A 19,505-nucleotide genomic window follows, 5' to 3' on the forward strand; every position below is an offset into this window, starting at 1 on the left:
TCGGGTGTATTTGAAGTCGCTGACGTTAAAGGGTTTTAAGTCCTTCGCGTCGGCGACTTCTTTGAAGTTTGAGCCTGGGATCTGTGCAGTCGTAGGCCCGAATGGTTCGGGCAAGTCGAATGTGGTGGATGCGCTTGCCTGGGTGATGGGGGAGCAGGGGGCGAAGACGCTTCGCGGCGGGAAGATGGAAGACGTGATCTTCGCGGGTGCGGGGCAGCGTAAGCCTTTGGGGCGCGCCGAGGTCACGTTAACTATCGACAATGCCGATGGCGCTTTGCCCATCGAATACTCCGAGGTTTCGGTAACGCGCCGGATGTTCCGTGATGGCGCCAGCGAGTACGAGATTAATGGCCAGCGTGCTCGTTTGATGGATATCCAGGAGCTTTTGTCGGATTCTGGCATTGGCCGCGAGATGCACGTCATTGTTGGCCAGGGTCGGCTCGCGCAGATTTTGGAGTCGCGGCCGGAGGATCGCCGTGCCTTTATCGAGGAAGCCGCTGGGGTGCTCAAGCATAAGCGTCGAAAAGAAAAAGCTCAGCGCAAGCTCACTGGCATGCAGGCGAATCTGGATCGTCTGCAGGATCTGACTGAGGAGTTGAAAAAGCAGTTAAAGCCTTTGGCTCGTCAGGCAAAGGCGGCAAAGCGCGCTGCCACGGTCCAGGCTGATCTGCGCGAGTCTCGTTTGCGTTTAGCAGGCCATACGCTTTCGCAGCTTCACCTCGCCCACGAAACCCATGCCCAAGCCTTCAGTCAAGCAAGTGAGCTTCATGGCTCATTGCAGCACGATTTTCAGGTGGCGCAGGAATCCTTGCAGGAGGCTGAGGCTGCACTTTCTCGTACGCAACCTGAGGCTCAAGCAGCCCAGCGCCTCTGGTTTGATCTTTCGGCGTTAAGTGAGCGCATTGCGGCTACGTCTCGGGTGGCAAATGAGCGCGCTGAGCATTTTCAGCCCACGCCGTTTCCTGGTGAGGATCCCGCAAGTTTGCTCTCGCGGGCAGAGCATGCCGAGGCTGAACTAGGGCAGCTCAGCACGGCTGCGGAAATCGCCGCAGAGCGTCTCGATTCGATCCGTGAGGAGGTTGAGGAGCGCGCCGAGGCGGCGGCTGAAGCTGAGCGGGAGCACATGGCGCAGGTCCGTGCCATCGCTGATCACCGCGAGGGCGTGGTGCGTTTATTGGCGGCTCAGGAATCCACCGAGCAGCAATTGCAGGCAGCGCTTGCCGAGTCCCAGCGTTTGCATGAGCATCTAGCGGAGCAGCGTCGGCAATTGCACGCGGCTTCAGAAGAGCTTGAATTAAGCCAGCGCGATGCCCAGCAGCATTCCTTGGAACCTTTGCAAGAAGCTGCCGATGCCAGCGCTGTGGAGGCCGCTGCTGCGGAGGAGCGTCTGGAGCAGCTACGTGATCGTCGTGGAGCTTTAGAGCGCACGATCTCGAAGCTGGAATCACGCATTGAAACCCTCGAGGCCAATGCTCCGAAGCCTGGTGTGGAGGGCGATTTTGCTCCGCTGGCAAAGTTTCTTCGTGCTCAACCTGAGGCTCAGGTGGCGCTTTCTGCAGCTCTTGGCGCTTTTGCCCAGGCGGTGGTGGGCGACCCTTCTGCGCACTCTTGGGAAGATGTGGCGCGCACTGTGGTGGTGGAGCAAGGCCAGGGCGAGGCGTGGAGCCTTGATGTGGATTTGCCGCCCTATGCCTCTTGGCTCACAGATCATGTGCAGGTGGATGGGTCTGTTTCTTTGGCGGTTTATCGCTTGCTTGCCGACGTCGCGCTTTGCCCTTCCACCGACAAAGCCCAAGCCCTGGTGGCTGAAGATCCGCGTGTTCGCGCAGTAACCAATGATGGCGTGCTGGTGGGGCAGGGCTGGATTGCGCTTGGCCGGGGTGAAAGGACCGCCCTCGATGTTGCTGCGCAGGTGGATCAAGCTCGCGAGGAATTGGCCAGTGCTGCTGAAGAGCTTGAGTCTTTATCGGGTGTGTTTGCTGGCGCAAAGCAGGCGGCAGAAGAATCTCGGGTGGCGCAGGCAAAAGCGCAAGTGGCGCTCAAAGAAGCGGCGCAGCGTGATCGCGCCCTGCAACAGCAGCAGGAACAATTAAGCTCCAGGCAGCAGGTGCTCCAACAGCAGGTGGAACGCACGCAGCAGCAGGTTGTGGCTGCCGAGGAGCGCATGAAAGATCTTGAGGCTCAAAAGGCTGCTACTGCGGATCGTTTATCGCGCGTTGAGGATGTTGAAGATGAGCCTTCGACTGAGGCTCGTGATGAGGCATCGGCGGCGCTGGCGCAGATTCGGGCCATGGAGATGGAGGCTCGTTTAAATGTTCGTGGCGCGCAGGACCGTGTAGAGCAGGCCAAGGCGAGTGCGGCGGGGTTGCGTCGAAAAGCAAGCTTTGCCCAACAAGCCAAGCAGCAGCATGAACGCGAGCAACATAAACGAGCCCAACGCGCGCAGTTGGCCAAGACGGTGGCCGATTTAGCGGCTGAGATTGCTCAACGCACCGCCAAGGCCTTAGAAAAGGCCGCCAATAAACGCAGCGAATTGCAGCAGTTGCTTGAGGTGCACAAGGCCGCAGAGCAAAAGGCGCGGCGCGATGTTGAGGCGATTCGCCAGCGTGTCGAGCGTGCAGCGCAGCAACGCCACGAGGCTGAATTGGCGGTGGGGCAGGCTAGGGTTCGTTTGGAAGAAGCCCAACTGAAGTTGAGTGAGCAAACTGGTGTGCCGGCCCAGAACATCATCGAAGATTTTGCTCCCGAGGAAGATTTCGATGTTGAGCAGGAGCGGGCGCGCCTTCAGCAGGCAGAGCGCGATCTGCGATCCTTGGGCAAAATCAACCCCTTGGCGCTTGAAGAATATAAGGCTTTGGAAGAACGCTATGAGTTCTTATCCACCCAATTGGCTGATGTGGAGCAGGCCCGTAAGGATTTGCGCGGGGTAATCCACGATGTAGACGCGAAGATTCTGCAGCTTTTTAGTGATGCTTGGCGCGATGTTGAAGCGGAATTTCCAAAGGTGTTCGCCACGCTGTTCCCAGGCGGCGAGGGGCGATTATTGCTCACGGACCCAGAGGATATGCTCAGCACGGGCATTGAGGTTGAGGCCCGCCCGCCGGGTAAGAAGGTCAAGCGTTTATCGCTGCTTTCTGGTGGCGAGAAGTCGCTGACGGCACTGGCGATGTTGGTGGCTATTTTCCGGGCGCGGCCGAGTCCTTTTTATGTGATGGACGAGGTCGAGGCTGCTTTGGATGATGTGAATTTGCGTCGGCTTATTGCGTTATTTGAGGAGCTTCGTCAAGATTCGCAGCTCATTGTGATCACTCACCAAAAGCCAACCATGGACATAGCAAATGTGCTGTATGGGGTGACGATGCGCGGCGATGGCGTCACCCGAGTGATTTCTCAGCGCATGTCGCGCGCACCCGAGCAAGGCAGTAGTGTTACACCGTTGCCAGATGCTTCACACTAAACAAGGACGGTTCTTTTATGGGCGATGTAGGCCATCCGATTGCTGATCTCAACGACTCTTTGCTGGGTTGGGCTTCTCAAACTGAGCTGGAGTTGTCCCAGCAACTTGGCGAATGTTCCATCGTTGCCGATCTCGACTTGGCCAGCGATGAACTCGAGCGCATCGAAAGGCTGTATGGCATTTTCCTCTCGCGCCAGCTCGCCGCCGGAGCAAGCCTTGCGCCCCTGTTGCTCATCAGCCCTGCTTTGACCCTTTGCACGCTGGTAGACCGTGCTTTTAAGCTTGTCGACGCCCCCCGCTTCGCCCAGGAATACACCGCAGGCTTAGGCATTGATGCAACCATTGATCTGCCAACGCTTCTGCCACAATTGCTTGAAAAATTCGGCTTTGCATCCCTTGATGTAGATCCAGTGGAGCTGTTGTGTTTGCACGCCGGCATCATCCGCAATGATGTGCCAGGTGTGCTCGAGGCACTCGACTTTGATCGCGACTTGCCTGCCCTTGTGCAGTTAGCGCAAAAAGAGATGCCAGAGGTGGCTCAAAGGATCCTCAGTGGTGTGCAGGCGCTGCGCGAATTTGCCATCGCTCATCCCCATTCCTGGTTTGATCGTGACCGCTCCTCATTGCCTGCGCTGCCTGCTGCACTTGCAGAGGCTCTTGCAGCAGAGCTGCGCGAGCGTCCCATTGGTACCGAGGATCGCGATTCGGTGGTGGGCGTGGCTAATCGCGAGATGCGTCCGCGCATCCTCTTTGATACCCAGCGCAATAAAGTGTGCCTGCGATTGCCGGAACAGCGCGTGCCGCGGCATGCCGATGGCAGCTTCGGTGAGGTGAATTGGCGTGTGAGCATGGAGGGCACCACCAAGGTCTATCGCACGGCAAACCCCTGGCACACAGCCAGTGGCTATGCCGAAACCCTTGATGTGAGCATCGACCATCCTGTCCGCGAAGTGACGGTGCAGGATTTGTCTAATGGTATTACGTGGACGGTGCCGGTACTTGGCGAGGACGCCGCGTTAGTCTTTAGCGCCCGCGGGGCCAATATGAGCGATAAGGCTTCGCTGCACTATGCCACGATGCTGGTGGTGGCCCCAAGCGATGCGGTGGTCAGTGACGTGGTGCACGGACGAGAGCTCGAAGCCGATAGCACTTTTGGCGTGCAGTGGGAGGGATGGACTGTGCGAAGCTTCGATCTCTCACAGGCCTCCTCGCTTGCGGTGACCCAAGCCGGTGAGACGCCGAGGATGGAGCGGGTGCGCAGCGTGGATACGCGCCAACGCGTGCGCTTTATTGCGCCTGAACCTTTCGACTTTCTCAAATCGGCCTCTGGTTTGGCCGTGCACAACGCCTCCTTGGTGGCCGAATTTCCTCCCACGCCCTCGGGCCAGGAGGAGGTGTGGCAATTGTCCATTTCTTCCTATGGCGGTGTGGGGCACGCCGGCGAGGAGATCGCAGCGCCTGAAGAGCTCGCCATTCCCGCCGAAGGTGGAGCATTCGCCGTTTTTGATCCCGAGCTTTACGACGCCCCCTGGGTTGGCGAGTACCTGGTGCGCCTGCGTGGACCGCGCAATGAATCCTTCCGCCACGAATTTGCCATCGTGGAGGGGCTGCGTGCCTCGATCTCGATGCAGGGCGTGAGCAAGCATCTGCGAATCCCCACCGCTGGTGGTTTGAGCGAAACCACGTTGACGGTGAAGTCGGGGGAGAAGCCTTTTGAGGTCAGCCCCCGCCAGATTGAAGTTTCTACCGATCAGCCCAGCGCCCAGTGTGTGATTTCCACTGAAGAAGGCGATCAGTTGCCACTTCGCTGCACCCCTTCGCGTTTGGTGTTTGAGCTTCCAACGATTAGCGAACCTGCCATGTGGCGTGCCCGTCGCCTGCAGTTGGATCCTTCGGATATCGCTATGGATGCCATGCTGCGTGTGCGCGCTGGCGGCAGGATGAAAGATGCAAAGATCACGGTGCGCAACCATCATGGTTCGCCACTAAAAACTGCACGCCTTGAAAGCGATGATCACATCACTTACTTCGCGCCGCTTGCTTCTTTGGCGGGTCAATCGGCCAAATTGCCCACTGGTCGTGTGGATTTGGAGTGGACTGATCCAAGTGGTGCAAGGATTTCGGTGGCCATTGCCGATGTGGCGCCCAGGCCACAGCCGGAGGTGCGCTTAGAACAAGCCACGCTGTACGCCGATGCTGAGGCTGTGTGGGTTTGGCCTTCGACCGCCCCCTGGGAACCAGCGCGCGCGTTTAGCCTGGAGCAGGGCCAGGTGCAATTGCCCGAGAATTACATCAATGCTGGCGATTTGTTGGTGCAGCCTTTTGCCATGGACCCCTTCATGACGCTGATCGCGCCAGTCTCGCCCAGCGCCCACGCCCAGCGCATCGAACAGGACGGCTACTTTTTAAGCGCTGATCCTAAGTTGCAGGAATTGGCGGCGTTTCTCGCCGGCGAGCAGGAACATGCCCCGAGTGACCCGGCGATCATGCCGGTGTTGTGGGACATGGTTACCACCGGGGTTGCCGTGGGGGAGAGCGCCCGTGGCGTCCGCGAGGTCTTTAGTGCGCATCCTTCGGCGGCGTTAAGTGGCCTTTCGGCCTCTTTGGTTCCCGCGCACCTGCAGCCAGGGCGTGTGGTGGAATCAGGGTTGGTGCGAGCACGCTTCGGGCTTGCCGACGACCTCACGCCGCATCGCGTGCCGTGGATCGGCACCTTGGAACTGCTCGGCTCTTTGGCTGAGGGTCAATCTTCTCGTGCCTTGCTCCAGCAGCTTCGCGCCCTTGCTGGCGAAAACTTGATCACTGCCCTGCAAACTGCCCGCGACACCACCTTAGATAGTGCGTGCATTGATAAATCAACCGTGGCAATTGCCAGCATGGACGCCGCTCAGCAGGAGGCGCTGTTGGAGATGTTCTTCTCGCGTTCGAAGATCGTCCCCGGTTTGCTCATGGACGATGCCACGCGCCTTTTGGCGGTGTTTGAAACGTTTAATCACCGCGAGTCCTTGAGGCGTTTGCTCTCGGATGAAGGCTTGATTAAATCCTCGGTCACGCTTTTAAGAACGCTTCGTAGTGCTAATAAGCAGCTCTACGCCATGGCGCGTGTGCGCTTTGACAAGCTCGACGGGGTGGATACCGAGGCAAGCGAGAACCTGTGGGCGCTAGCGCCAGTAGTTTCGATGGTTTTGGCGCTGGTGGCTCGCATGCAGGCGCATGGGATGATCACCTCGAATAAGACCTTGGATGCCGCAACCCCTGGCTGGGCTGCGATGGCAGATATCGTTCCCGATTTGGTCACCGGCGATTTGATCGCCGCCGATGCCGTGGTGGTGGCATTAAGCAGCGCGAGCATGGAGTAATTGGGGTGCCAAGGTGTGTTCATGAGGAGTTTTTGCCACACTTAAGGGCATGAGCACCGAAATGATGATCTACCTTGGCATCGCCGTAGTGGCGTTGCTGCTGCTAATCGCCCTGGTTGTCTGGGGTTTGAAGCGTAAACAATCTAAGACGATCAGCTTTGAGGCTCCCGAGAAAAAGGAGCTTTCTCAGGCAGATAAGTCCGGCAACTATCAGGCAAGCGGTGGTTTTAATTTCCAGCCTGCTGCCAAAGAGCCGGTGCTGCGTGATGATCAGTCCGTGCCGCCGAAGCAGGAGGCAGCCAAGGCACCGTTTGATTTGCCGGAGGATTCTCGCGAACAAGAAGGTGAACCAGCGCCTTTCGATTTGCCCGAGACACCCCGTGAGGCTGAACAGCCGAGCCCATTTGATCTTCCCGATACACCGCGTGAAGAAGATGAGCCTTTCGATCAACCGGATGAGGTTGCATCTAACGAGGCGGAGCCTGCAAAGCAGGAAGAAGAGGCTGAAGAGCAGCCTGAGCTAGAAGATACCTTCCAAGAGCTCGACGAGTTCGAGGAAGAAGAAGAGGCGCCTGCACCTTCCGAAGCAGAACCAGAAGTGGCACCGGAACCAGAAGTAGCACCGGAGCCAGAAGCAGCCCCCGAGCCGCAGCAGCGCGAAGAAATTGCTCCGGCTGCAGGGCGCATTGGCAAACTGCGTGGGCGTTTATCGCGTTCTCAAAATGTTATTGGCAAGTCGGTGCTGGGCATGCTCACTGCCGGCGATTTGGATGAGGATGCCTGGGAAGATATCGAGGCGCAGCTCATTCAGGCCGATCTTGGCGTCAATATCACCACCAAGGTGGTGGATCAGTTGCGCGAGAAGATTGCGGCGCACGGTGTAGAAAGCGAGCAGCAGGCTCGTGCGATGCTGCGCGAATGCCTCGTTGATGCCTGCAAGCCTGAGATGGATCGCTCGATCAAGGCTATGCCGTATGAGGGCAAGCCTGCGGTGGTGCTCGTGGTTGGTGTCAATGGCACCGGCAAGACCACCACTACTGGCAAGCTGGCGCGTGTATTGGTTGCTATGGGCCATAAGGTCACGCTCGGTGCTGCCGATACCTTCCGTGCTGCTGCGGCGGATCAGTTGGAAACCTGGGGTCGTCGCGTAGGCGCGAAGACGGTTCGTGGTGCCGAAGGTGCCGATCCTGCTTCGGTGGCCTTTGATGCTGTGGCCAAGGGCGTCGAGGATCATGCCGATGTTGTGGTGATTGATACCGCTGGCCGTTTGCACAATTCATCCAACCTCATGGATCAGCTTGGCAAGGTCAAGCGCGTGGTGGAGAAGAAGGCAAAGGTGGATGAGGTGCTTTTGGTCCTCGATGCCACCACCGGCCAAAACGGTTTGACTCAGGCTCGCATCTTTAGTGATGTGGTGCAGATTTCTGGTGTGGTGCTAACCAAGCTGGATGGCACTGCTAAGGGTGGCATCGTCTTCCAGGTGCAGGAAGAACTTGGTGTGCCGGTGAAGCTGGTTGGCCTTGGAGAAGGCGCCGATGATCTCGCGCCTTTCGAGGTTGATGGCTTCGTGGATGCCTTGCTGGGTTAATCCTTCAAGCTTGAAAAAGCTCACCCCGTGACTTGTAAAGAGTCACGGGGTTTCTTCTTGTTTGGGAGGGTGCCCCTAATTTCTATAGCTTGATAGTAATTGAGTTTCTATCGTGCTACAGTTTTTCCAGACCTGCACAATTCCAAGGTGTGGAGGCAATGAGAGGAGCACGTATATGGACACAGGAAATGCTGCTTGGATGCTGACATCGGCCTCACTCGTGCTGCTGATGACGCCAGCACTGGCGCTGTTCTATGGCGGCATGTCGCGCCAAAAGTCGGTGCTGAACATGATGATGATGAGCTTTGGTGCTGCCGGGGTCGTGGGGATTATCTACGTCCTCTGGGGCTGGTCAATGTCGTATGGGCCAAGCCTAGGTGGCATCATCGGTAACCCCTTCGCAGCCTTCGGGCTTCACGATGTGATCAATCAAGATGGCACCGCCATCATTGGCGAGCAGGGGTATCCCCAAGTCATCGACGTTGCCTTCCAGCTCACCTTCGCCGTGATCTCCACGGCACTTATTTCGGGCGCACTGGCAGAGCGCGTCCGCTTCGGCACCTGGCTTTGTTTTGCAGGCGCTTGGGCTACCTTTGTGTATTTCCCAATCGCGCACATGGTGTGGAGTGGTGGCCTGCTGTCTCACGCCAGCGAAAGCCTGTCCGGCTGGATCTTCGGTGTCAGCGATGGTCAAGCCAAGATCGAGCCCATCGACTTCGCCGGTGGTGTGGTAGTCCACATCACCGCAGGTACAGCGGCCTTAGTCCTTGCCATCGTGGTGGGCAAGCGCCATAGCTGGCCACACCGTCCTCACAACCTTCCCATGGTGATGCTCGGCGCAGCACTGCTGTGGTTTGGCTGGTTCGGCTTTAATGCAGGCTCCGCCTTCGCCGCCGATGGCCTGGCAGGTTTGGCGTGGATCAACACCACCGCCGCCACTGCGGCTGCGATGTTGAGCTGGCTGCTTGTCGAGCGTCTGCGCGATGGCCATGCCACATCCCTTGGTGCAGCCTCCGGTGTGGTTGCTGGTCTGGTGGCGATTACCCCTGCAGCCGGCGTGCTCACCCCAGTTTGGGCCATCGTGGTTGGTGCCATTGGTGGTGTAGTTGCTGCCTTCGGAGTTGGTCTGAAGTATCGCTTTGGCTACGACGATTCCCTGGACGTGGTTGGCGTGCACCTGTTCGCAGGTCTGTGGGGCACCATCGCTGTAGGCCTGGTTGCTACCGATGATGGGTTGCTGACCGGCGGCGGGGCAGATGGATTCCGTTTGCTGATCATGCAGGCCTTGATTGCGCTTGTGGCAATGGTGTGGTCTGGCCTGTGCACCTGGCTATTGGCTTGGGGCTTGCAAAAGACGATGGGCTGGCGTGTAGAGAAGGAAGCAGAATTCGATGGCATCGACCAAGCGCTGCATGCAGAAAGCGCCTACGAGCAATCCGCCCAGCGCTATGCGCACTAGACTATTGGCAATCACCGCCTTCGAAGGCGTTAGAACAATCCGAGGAGTTTGACCATGAAGCTGATCACCGCCATCATCAAGCCATTTACCTTGGTGGATGTGAAAGATTCCTTAGAGCAACTCGGCATTCATGGCCTGACTGTTTCTGAGGTCCAGGGATATGGCCAGCAAAAAGGCCACACGGAGGTCTACCGTGGCGCCGAGTACGCGGTGGATTTTGTGCCCAAGCTCAAGCTCGAGGTAGTCGTCGATGATCAGCTTGTCGACGACACCCTCGACGCTATCGTAGAAGCCGCCCGAACCGGCAAGATCGGCGATGGCAAGGTATGGGTCACTCCCGTTGAGACGCTGGTGCGAGTGCGCACCAATGAGCGTGGCACCGCGGCACTTTGATCACCCCCGCTGAACGTCGAAAAGCTGCGGCAGAACAAGCCTATGCGCTGCTGGGTGGGGTCGACGTCCCGCCCGGCGCCGCGCTCGTGGTCACCGGATCGTTGGCCACCAACACCATGGCGCCGCACTCGGATATCGACGCGCTGTTGCTGTGCGAGCCAGGCACTGAGGTTTCCGAATCACTGTGGTATCCGCTGTGGGAATCGAAATTGCGCGTGGATACCGCGGTGCGCACCCCGGATGAATGCGCCCAAGTAGCCGCCTCCGATATCACCGCCGCCTTGGGCATGCTGGAAATCAAGCACTTTCGCGGCGATGCAGCGCTGACGCAAAAGACCAGGGACGCGGTGCTGCAGCAGTGGCGGGTGATGGTTCGCAAAAACTTTGAGCAAATCCTCGATACCGCCATCGCTCGTTGGCGACGCTCCGGGTCCGTGGTGAGCATGACTCGCCCAGACATCAAACACGGCCGCGGCGGGCTGCGCGATATCCAATTAATTCAGGCACTTGCCCTTGGCAACGTCTGCGATGCTCCGCAGCTTGAGTCGGAGATGCAATTGCTTCTCGACGTCCGCACGCTCCTGCATCACACCACCCGCAGAGCACGCGATGTGCTCGACCCGGAATTTGCCGTCGATATCGCCATCGAGTTGGGTTTTGAAGATCGATACAGCCTGGCAACGACCCTGGCTCATAACGCCCGCGCTATCGATGCTGCCCTTGCTCAAGCCCTCCAGCAGGGCAGGGACTTAGTGCCCAGGCGCTTTGTGCGGGCGCAACCACGCAAGCCTATCGACGTCGACGTGGTTGAAGTCGCAGGCGAAGTCGCCCTTGCGCGCAACGCGCGTGTGGATGATCCCTGGTTGCCGCTTCGCGTCGGTGCCTCCTCGGTGCGCACCGGTTTGCCCATTGCCAAAAGCGTGTGGAAGCAACTTGAGCAGGCTCCCATGCCTCCTGAGCTTTGGCCAAAAAGCGCAGTTAACGACTTCTTTGCGGTGCTGAGCTCAGCAGATCACACCATTGCTGTGGTGCGAGAACTTGACGAGCACGGCCACTGGGCCACCTTAGTTCCCTGGTGGGATGCCATTCGTGACCGCATGCCCAGGGAACCGATCCACATCCACACCATCGATCAGCACTGCCTGGAAGTAGTAGCACTGTGTGCCCAACAGGGCGTGGAAGTGCCACGGCCTGATCTTCTCGCCCTTGCGGCACTGTTTCATGACATCGGCAAGGGCCAAAACCAGCCACACGAAGCCTTAGGCGCACGCTATGTCACCGAGATGGCAGCGCGTTTGCAACTGCCTTTAAGAGACCAGCAAGTAGTGGCCAACCTGGTAGAGCAGCACACCACGATCTTTCAATTGCTTCAACACCAAGACCCCGAAGATCCAGCCCTTGCCGAGGCATTTTTAGATTGCCTGCACTTCGACCCTCTCGCGCTGCAACTGATGGAAGTACTGGTTGAAGCCGATAGCAAAGGCACAGGCCCTGGGGTGTGGACACCCATGCGAGCCCATAGCGTTGCGCGGGTATGCCAAGCAGCGCGCAGCAACCTTAACCAACTGTGCTTTATTGCCCCGCACATCGACCATCACGTACCACTTGCATTGATCCCAGACCCACATGCTGAAAACGAGGCAACCGTGCAATGGTCGGGGGAGTACCTTCGAGCAATCGTGCGAGTATTGGCGCTTATTGCTGCCAAGAACTGGAACATCACACAGGCGGCTGTGGTCGTTGATGTAGCTGGGGTGCGCGCCGAGTTCCAAGTTCGCAACCACACAGGCACAGCCTTCGACCCAGCAGAATTTATCCAGGCCTATAACTCAGGGGTGTTCTCTTCACTTCCCACCCTTGATCCAGGGCCGGTGGCTACCGCCTGGCAAGGCGATGTGCTCGAGGTTCGTACCCTGGACCGCAGGGCAGCGCTCGGGGCGTGCATCGGGGCGTTACCCGAGGTGCAGTGGTTAAGCCAGCAATTGCGCGGCGGCACAATGATCGCCCAATGCAAGCTTGTCGACGGCTTCGATCGCGCAAAGGTTGAACGTGACGTGACCCGGGTGCTCTCCAACGGCTACCATGGGTACGTTCAACCCTGATCCACTTTTTTGAATCAACCCGCAAGGAGCGTGCAAAACGTGTTCGAGTCTCTCTCAGATCGCCTCAGCGGAGCGCTATCCGGTCTGCGCTCTAAAGGCAAGGTCACCGAGGCGGACATCAATGCCGTCGCACGCGAGATCCGCCTCGCGCTGCTTGAAGCCGACGTTTCGTTGCCGGTGGTTCGTGGATTTATCAAACGCATCAAAGAACGCGCCCTTGGCGTAGACGTTTCTAAAGCGCTCAACCCCGCCGAGCAAGTAATCAAGATCGTTGATGAGGAACTCACCCAGATCCTCGGTGGCGAAACCCGCCGGCTGAACCTGGCTAAAACTCCACCGACGGTGATCATGCTGGCAGGCCTCCAGGGTGCCGGTAAAACCACCTTGGCAGGTAAGTTGGCTCACCACCTGGCCAAGCAGGGTCACACCCCCATGCTGGTGGCTTGCGACTTGCAGCGCCCAGGCGCTGTGCAGCAGTTGCAGATCGTTGGTGAGCGCGCCGGGGTGCCTACCTTTGCCCCCGATCCCGGTACCTCGATTGATTCCAGCGACCATGAGATGGGCACCTCGCATGGCGATCCCGTAGCCGTGGCCCGCGAGGGTATTGAAGAGGCAAAGCGCCGCCAGCATGACATCGTGATCGTCGATACCGCGGGCCGTTTGGGTATCGATGAAACGCTGATGACCCAGGCGCGCAATATCCGCGATGCCGTTAATCCAGATGAAGTCCTGTTCGTGATCGACTCGATGATCGGTCAGGACGCTGTTAATACCGCCGAAGCCTTCCGCGATGGTGTGGACTTCACCGGTGTCGTGTTAACCAAACTCGATGGCGATGCCCGCGGCGGTGCCGCGCTTTCGATCCGTGAAGTGACCGGCAAGCCGATCATGTTTGCTTCCACCGGTGAAAAACTCGATGATTTCGACGTTTTCCACCCAGAGCGTATGGCCAGCCGTATCCTCGGCATGGGCGATATTCTCACCCTGATCGAGCAGGCCGAGCAGAAGCTTGACCAAGAAGAAGCACTGAAAAATGCTCAAAAACTTGGCAGTGGTGAGCTCACCCTCGACGACTTCCTCAACCAAATGCTCATGGTTCGTCGCATGGGGCCTATTGGCAACATCTTGAAGATGCTCCCAGGCGGCAAGCAAATGTCGCAGATGGCCGACATGGTGGACGAAAAGCAGCTCGACCGCATCCAGGCCATTATCCGAGGCATGACTCCTGCCGAGCGTGAGAACCCGAAGATCTTGAATGCTTCTCGACGCAAGCGCATTGCCAATGGTTCCGGTGTGTCCGTCTCCGATGTGAACCAATTGGTTGAGCGCTTTTTTGAAGCGAAAAAGATGATGGGCAAGATGAGCAGCCAATTTGGCATGGGTGGCGGCGGACGTAGCGCCACGAAGAAAAAGCCCAAGGGGCGTAAGGGCAAAAATGGCAAGCGTAAGCCGGTGAAGAATAAGCCACGTCAGCCTCAAATGCCGGGCATGCCAGGCATGCCGGGCATGGGTGGCGGCATGCCGGATATGGCCGAGCTGCAAAAGCTCCAGCAGCAAATGGGTGGAATGAAGCTGCCCAAGGGGATGGAAAATATCGACCTCAATAACTTGGATTTTGGCAAGAAGTAATTTGGCCACAGTGGGGCGTCGACAAGCAATTGCGGCGCCCCTTTGGGGATCTTGGCCCAAAAGGTGTATAGTGCCAAGGGTTGTGGCTTTTTAAGCCGCGCAACTACAAGCAGACACCGTCAGCGTCTACGGTCGCCCGGTGGTCACCTGCTTGAAAAATCCAAGGGATAAACCGGCTGCGCCGCGCATTGGTGCAGCGTCTGTATTTCCCCGTGACCAAGAAGTAAAGGACTTAACACAATGGCAGTCAAGATTAAGCTGCAGCGCCTGGGCAAGATTCGCACCCCGCACTACCGCGTGGTGATCGCTGATGCCCGTACCCGTCGCGATGGCAAGGTCATCGAGAACATCGGCATCTACGAGCCCAAGCAAGAGCCCTCCTTGATCAAGATCGATTCCGAGCGCGCTCAGTACTGGCTCGGCGTTGGTGCTCAGCCCACCGAACCCGTGCTCGCCCTGCTCAAGGTGACCGGCGACTGGCAGAAGTTCAAGGGCATCGACGGCGCCGAAGGCACCCTGAAGACCGCCGAGACAAAGCCCTCCAAGCTTGAGCTGTTCAACCAGGCACTGGCTGAGGCCAACGAAGGCCCCACCGCTGAGGCCATCACCGAGAAGAAGCGCAAGGCCAAGGAAGAGGCTGAGGCTAAGGCCGCTAAGGAAGCTGAAGAAGCTGCCAAGGCTGAGGCTGCTGAGGAATCCGCTGAAGAAGCAAGCGAAGAAGCTGCTGAGTAAGCATTCCTGAAGAAAATACACCGCGATCTTAATTACAAAGATCGCGGTTTTTCTTAGCTTGAGGTGTGCATCTGCAACCCCAACACCGCGTCTTGTTCAGCGCGCACCCAATGCGGCTCCATTTTCGGCAGATACAACATCTGGCCGGGAGTTAGGGTGATCTGCTGGCCCTGCCAGCCAAATTCCAAGGCGCCCTCAAGGCACTGCACGGTAATAGGCCATGCCGCCTTATGTTCTCGCAGCTCCTGGCCTGGGCGGAAACGAAACAGGATCACATTGCAGCCTTCGGCTTCTAGTACCCGCTGCACGCTGGGCACTTTTCTATCAGAAGGCGCGGGGGCATCATTGGCGCTAAACAGGCCGGGCACATGCTGCTGAGCGGCCTGGCCAAAAGTCTCTGGAGTGTTGGTCTGCATAATGTACGAGCTTAATTCGCTTCACGCGCTGTAACAGTCCACGTGGTGGAGAACACCCAAGCTGAGCCTGTGCTTCAACACAGGGTGCGGGCTGCTAGCTTTGAGGGCGTGAAAGCTAGCGAAGATCAGGTACAAATCGGCCGTGTGATTAAGCCTCACGGTATCCGTGGTGAACTGGTGGTAGACCCCACCACCGATGACCCCCAAGGGCGTTTTGCCCCAGGTGAGGTGCTACGCGGTGTACAAACCGGCAAGGAGCTTTCGCTCACCGTCAAAGCCATGCGAGCGCACCAACAACGCCTGCTGATCAGCTTTGAAGAAGTCCCCGACCGCACGGCAGCCGAGCGTCTGCGGGGCGTGCGATTTTTCGCCGCACCCATCGAAGAAGACGAAGCCTTCTACGATCACGAGCTCGAGGGCTTAAGAGTGCTCAACGTTGGTGCTGTCGACGCCGAAGAAGCCAACGCACGCGCCTATGAAGGCGCGCAGCCTGAACCCGAAGACATCGGTGAAGTCACCCGCGTCATGCGCGGGCCTGCCCACCGCTTGCTCGTCGTGGCACTAGATGAAGGCGGCGAAGCCATTGTGCCCTTCGTTCACGAGATCGTCCCGATCGTCGATCTTGATAACGAGGCCATTGTGATCACACCCCCCGATGGCCTTCTGGAGCTATAGATCATGGCGCTTCGTATCGATGTGGTGAGCATCTTTCCGGAATATCTCGATCCATTCCGCCACGCCCTGCTTGGCAAGGCAATTGAGCAGCAGATCTTAAGCGTTGGGGTGCACGATCTACGCCAATGGGCCAGCGATAATCACAAGTCAGTGGATGATTCGCCCTATGGTGGCGGCCCCGGCATGGTGATGAAAGCCGAAGTGTGGGGTGCAGCCCTTGACGATGTTGCAGCCCATACCGGCCCTGCGGCCGATAAACATTTGGTTTCTGCCACACCGCATCTCTCACGGCCTAGGCACGACGCCCTTCAAGGCATCGAACAAGTTGGTTATCCCGAGCACTCCCAGGCAGACGAGCGTCCTTTATTGCTCGTGCCAACGCCGGCGGGAACCCCTTTTACTCAAGCCGATGCCCAGGCCTGGTCAAATGAACAGCACATTGTGTTTGCTTGCGGCAGATACGAAGGCATTGATCAGCGAGTCTTCGAAGATGCGGCACGACGCTACCGGGTACGGGAAGTGTCGATCGGTGATTATGTGCTCATCGGTGGGGAAGTAGCAGCACTCGTGATCGCAGAAGCAGTGGTGCGATTGATCCCCGGGGTCTTGGGCAATCGCCAAAGCCACGAAGAGGATAGTTTTTCGGATGGTCTTTTAGAAGGACCAAGCTATTCCAAACCACGCCAATGGCGAGGCCTCGCCGTGCCTGAGGTCTTATTGTCTGGCAACCACCAACTAGTGGCGCAGTGGCGCAGGCAAGCCTCTTTGCAAAGAACGCTCGAACGCCGCCCAGATTTGCTCGATAGTGCAGACCTGAGCGCTGAAGACGTAGCCTTTCTCCAGACATATCAACAACAGCGCAGCAAGGAGCAATGATGAAAGCTATCTCCACTGATATGCAGGTGCTGATGAGTCCACGTGATTGGCAGCATCTGGCGCAGGTTATGCCAGAGATTCTTAAAAAAGCTGGGTACCAGGTGGAGCAGATTCACGCAGAGGAAGTCGATCTCACCTGCGAGCCAGACAATATGCTGATTACGCAATACCAGCAGCAGCATGGTCAATTGGCGCCGAGTCTTAGGCTGCATCGCCTAGTGATCAATGGAGCAAGTGACCTTGATCTTCGCGCCGCTACGCGCGCGGTGGCGGAGAGCTTCCCTCCGGATACCTATTGGTATGGCACTTCCAACCACGGACACACCGAGCCGGGAGTCAATGCTGCCTGTGCCTGGCAAGGCTGAAGCTTTCGGTGGCAAGGCTGAAGTCTTCAGTGGCGGGGCGCTAGAATCGCACGAATGACATCGCGCATCGCATCCATCATTGCTAAGGAATTGTCTACAACGCCTCCGAAAATCGAGGCTGCCATCAACTTGCTCGACGAGGGCAACACTGTGCCATTTATTGCCAGGTACAGAAAGGAAGCAACCGGTGGCCTCGATGATTCCCAACTGCGCCAAATCGAAGAACGCCTGGTGTATCTGCGTGAACTCGAAGCCAGAAAGCGCGTGGTGCTTGAGGCTATCGAAGAACAAGGCAAGCTGGATCAACACCTCAAGGCCTTGATCGAAGAATGCGACACCAAAGCTCGGCTGGAGGATCTGTACCTTCCGTTTAAAAAACGTCGAAAAACAAAGGCCGATAAAGCCCGTGAGGCGGGGCTTGAGCCTCTTCTTGATCAGCTCATCGCTCAACCAGAAGCCCAGGCCGAGGCTCTGGCCGAGGGCTATGTCGGCGCCGAGATCGCCGATACGAAAGCCGCGCTTGATGGTGCCCGCGCGATTTTGATTGATCGCCTCGCACTCGATGCAGACCTGGTTGGCCAACTGCGTCAGAAGATGTACGAGGATGGCCAGTTGAGTGCGAAGGTCATTGAGGGCAAGCAAGACCTCGGTGCCAAATACCGCGACTACTTCGATTTCGAAGAGCCTTTTACCCAGCTTCCAAGCCACCGCATCCTCGCGCTGCTTCGTGGAGAACAAGAAGGAGTGCTGAGCTTGGAGATGGACGCCGGAGACGACGCCATCTTCGAACAACGCATCGCAGAGCACGCGGGCTTGGACACCACCTCGCCGTGGCTGCACAAGGCCGTCCACTTTGCCTGGCGCACGAAATTACAAGTTTCTGCAGGCTTAGATGTGCGGATGCGTCTGAAGGAATTTGCCCAAGAGCAAGCCTTGGATGTGTTTGCGAAGAATCTTCGCGATGTTCTCCTTGCTGCACCGGCAGGCGAACGCGCCACCTTAGGGCTCGACCCCGGCTACCGCAATGGTGTGAAGTGCGCAGTGGTGTCTTCAACCGGCAAGGTGCTCGAAACGCTGATTGTGTATCCACACAAGCCACAGCAACGATGGGCTGAGGCCGTAGAACAGCTCGCCACCGCCTGCGCTACGCATCGTGTGGAGCTGATTGCAGTGGGCAATGGCACCGCTTCGCGCGAAAGCGAAAAACTCGCCCAAGAAGTAGCGGATCTGATTCACAAAGCCGGTGGCCAACGCCCAACCCCGGTGGTGGTGAGCGAATCAGGTGCCTCGGTCTATTCGGCTTCGGCCCTTGCCGCCCAAGAATTTCCCACCATGGATGTTGCGCTGCGCGGAGCAGTATCAATTGCGCGACGGCTCCAAGATCCCTTGGCGGAGCTGGTCAAGATTGATCCCAAGGCCATTGGTGTGGGTCAGTATCAGCACGATGTTCAACAACAGGCTCTAGCGCGCACCTTGGATGCAGTCGTAGAAGATGCCGTGAATGCGGTTGGTGTAGACGTCAATACCGCCTCCGCGCCACTGCTGGCCCGAGTTGCAGGGGTAACGCCGAGTATTGCCGAGCACATTGTGGCCTACCGCGATGAGCATGGTGCCTTCGAAGGCCGCGAGCAGTTGCGCAAGGTTCCACGGCTTGGGCCAAAAGCCTTTGAGCAATGTGCAGGCTTTTTAAGGGTCAGGGGCAACCATCCCCTCGATGCCTCGGCGGTGCACCCAGAAGCCTATGGTGTGGTTGCGGATATGGCTGCGCACACTGGTTTAGAGGTATCTGCCTTAATTGCTAATACTTCGGTGCTGCGTTCTTTGGATCCTCAGCAATTTATCCGCGGCGATTTTGGTGAACCCACCATCAAAGACATCATCGCCGAGTTAGACAAACCTGGCCGAGATCCTCGACCAGAATTTAAAACGGCCCAGTTCCAAGAAGGCGTTGAAACTTTAAGCGATCTCCGCGAGGGCATGATCCTCGAAGGGACAGTGACGAATGTGGCTGCCTTCGGCGCCTTTGTCGATGTCGGGGTGCACCAGGATGGGTTGGTGCATGTCTCTGCGATGGCGAATCATTTTGTGTCGGATCCGCATGATGTGGTGCGATCCGGCGAAGTGGTGAAGGTCAAAGTGCTCGAGGTTGATGTTGATCGCAAGCGCATCGCCTTGAGCATGGTGCTCGATCAGGATTCTTCACAGCAACGTCGAGGAGCAAAGCCTCAGGCCAAAGCCGACCGACAGCGCGGCGCCAACCCCAACGCCAGGGCCAAGCAATCAGGCAAGAAGCAGCAGCGCAAGCAGGCACCGGTGGCTAATTCGGCTATGGCTGAGGCATTGAAGCGCGCTGGGCTCTAGTGGATTTTGCGCAAAGCCCAGGAGCTGGCATAATGGCTCAAGTTGTTCGCTTTGTGCTGTATGGGAGCGCAAAGAGGGCTGCACATTTTGCTC

The 19,505-nt window shown here is 57.8% G+C and carries 13 protein-coding genes; 12 read left to right on the forward strand and 1 reads right to left on the reverse strand.

The annotated features are described in order from the left end of the window. The first annotated feature begins 4 nt into the window (after nucleotides 1-4). From smc to rpsP, 8 genes are all read left to right on the forward strand, one after another. Nucleotides 5-3,457 (forward strand): chromosome segregation protein SMC, encoded by a 3,453-nt coding sequence (smc, locus tag CPPEL_RS04220; RefSeq protein ID WP_123959967.1) that lies wholly within the window; start codon nucleotides 5-7, stop codon nucleotides 3,455-3,457. Between the two features lie 17 nt (nucleotides 3,458-3,474). Further along, nucleotides 3,475-6,816 (forward strand): hypothetical protein, encoded by a 3,342-nt coding sequence (locus CPPEL_RS04225; RefSeq protein WP_123959968.1) that lies wholly within the window; start codon nucleotides 3,475-3,477, stop codon nucleotides 6,814-6,816. A 49-nt stretch (nucleotides 6,817-6,865) separates the two neighbouring features. Then, on the forward strand, nucleotides 6,866-8,404 hold the full coding sequence (ftsY, locus tag CPPEL_RS04230) for a signal recognition particle-docking protein FtsY (protein WP_245990505.1): 1,539 nt from the start codon (nucleotides 6,866-6,868) through the stop codon (nucleotides 8,402-8,404). 175 nt (nucleotides 8,405-8,579) lie between these two features. Continuing rightward, nucleotides 8,580-9,863 (forward strand): ammonium transporter, encoded by a 1,284-nt coding sequence (locus CPPEL_RS04235; protein WP_123959969.1) that lies wholly within the window; start codon nucleotides 8,580-8,582, stop codon nucleotides 9,861-9,863. 54 nt (nucleotides 9,864-9,917) lie between these two features. Further along, nucleotides 9,918-10,256 carry a P-II family nitrogen regulator gene (locus tag CPPEL_RS04240; RefSeq protein WP_123959970.1) on the forward strand — a complete coding sequence of 113 codons (339 nt, stop codon included), beginning with the start codon at nucleotides 9,918-9,920 and terminating at the stop codon, nucleotides 10,254-10,256. Continuing rightward, nucleotides 10,253-12,358: a [protein-PII] uridylyltransferase gene (locus CPPEL_RS04245; RefSeq protein ID WP_123959971.1), complete on the forward strand. Its 2,106-nt coding sequence runs from the start codon at nucleotides 10,253-10,255 to the stop codon at nucleotides 12,356-12,358. The genes CPPEL_RS04240 and CPPEL_RS04245 overlap by 4 nt, the downstream gene beginning before the upstream one ends. A gap of 39 nt (nucleotides 12,359-12,397) precedes the next feature. Then, on the forward strand, nucleotides 12,398-13,987 hold the full coding sequence (gene ffh / locus CPPEL_RS04250) for a signal recognition particle protein (RefSeq protein ID WP_123959972.1): 1,590 nt from the start codon (nucleotides 12,398-12,400) through the stop codon (nucleotides 13,985-13,987). Between the two features lie 240 nt (nucleotides 13,988-14,227). After that, nucleotides 14,228-14,719: a 30S ribosomal protein S16 gene (gene rpsP / locus CPPEL_RS04255; RefSeq protein ID WP_123959973.1), complete on the forward strand. Its 492-nt coding sequence runs from the start codon at nucleotides 14,228-14,230 to the stop codon at nucleotides 14,717-14,719. A 53-nt stretch (nucleotides 14,720-14,772) separates the two neighbouring features. On the opposite strand, the gene CPPEL_RS04260 is transcribed toward rpsP, so the two are convergent. Then, a complete protein-coding gene (locus CPPEL_RS04260) occupies nucleotides 14,773-15,135 on the reverse strand; it encodes a cupin domain-containing protein (protein ID WP_123959974.1) in 363 nt (120 codons plus the stop codon). Nucleotides 15,136-15,243: 108 nt separating this feature from the next. On the opposite strand from CPPEL_RS04260, the gene rimM reads away from it, so the two are divergent. The 4 genes from rimM to CPPEL_RS04280 are packed head-to-tail and all read left to right on the forward strand — an operon-like array spanning nucleotide 15,244 to nucleotide 19,412. Then, nucleotides 15,244-15,810, forward strand: coding sequence for a ribosome maturation factor RimM (gene rimM / locus CPPEL_RS04265; RefSeq protein WP_123959975.1), 567 nt, complete (start codon nucleotides 15,244-15,246; stop codon nucleotides 15,808-15,810). 3 nt (nucleotides 15,811-15,813) lie between these two features. Then, nucleotides 15,814-16,686, forward strand: coding sequence for a tRNA (guanosine(37)-N1)-methyltransferase TrmD (gene trmD, locus CPPEL_RS04270; RefSeq protein ID WP_123959976.1), 873 nt, complete (start codon nucleotides 15,814-15,816; stop codon nucleotides 16,684-16,686). Next, a complete protein-coding gene (locus CPPEL_RS04275; RefSeq protein WP_342767987.1) occupies nucleotides 16,683-17,051 on the forward strand; it encodes a hypothetical protein in 369 nt (122 codons plus the stop codon). Before trmD ends, CPPEL_RS04275 begins: the two co-directional genes overlap by 4 nt. Before the next feature lie 54 nt (nucleotides 17,052-17,105). Next, entirely contained in the window at nucleotides 17,106-19,412 is a 2,307-nt protein-coding gene (locus CPPEL_RS04280; RefSeq protein WP_123959977.1) for a Tex family protein, read from the forward strand. Nucleotides 19,413-19,505 lie beyond the last annotated feature (93 nt).

This window comes from Corynebacterium pseudopelargi (genome assembly GCF_003814005.1).
Classification (GTDB): Bacteria; Actinomycetota; Actinomycetes; order Mycobacteriales; family Mycobacteriaceae; genus Corynebacterium; species Corynebacterium pseudopelargi.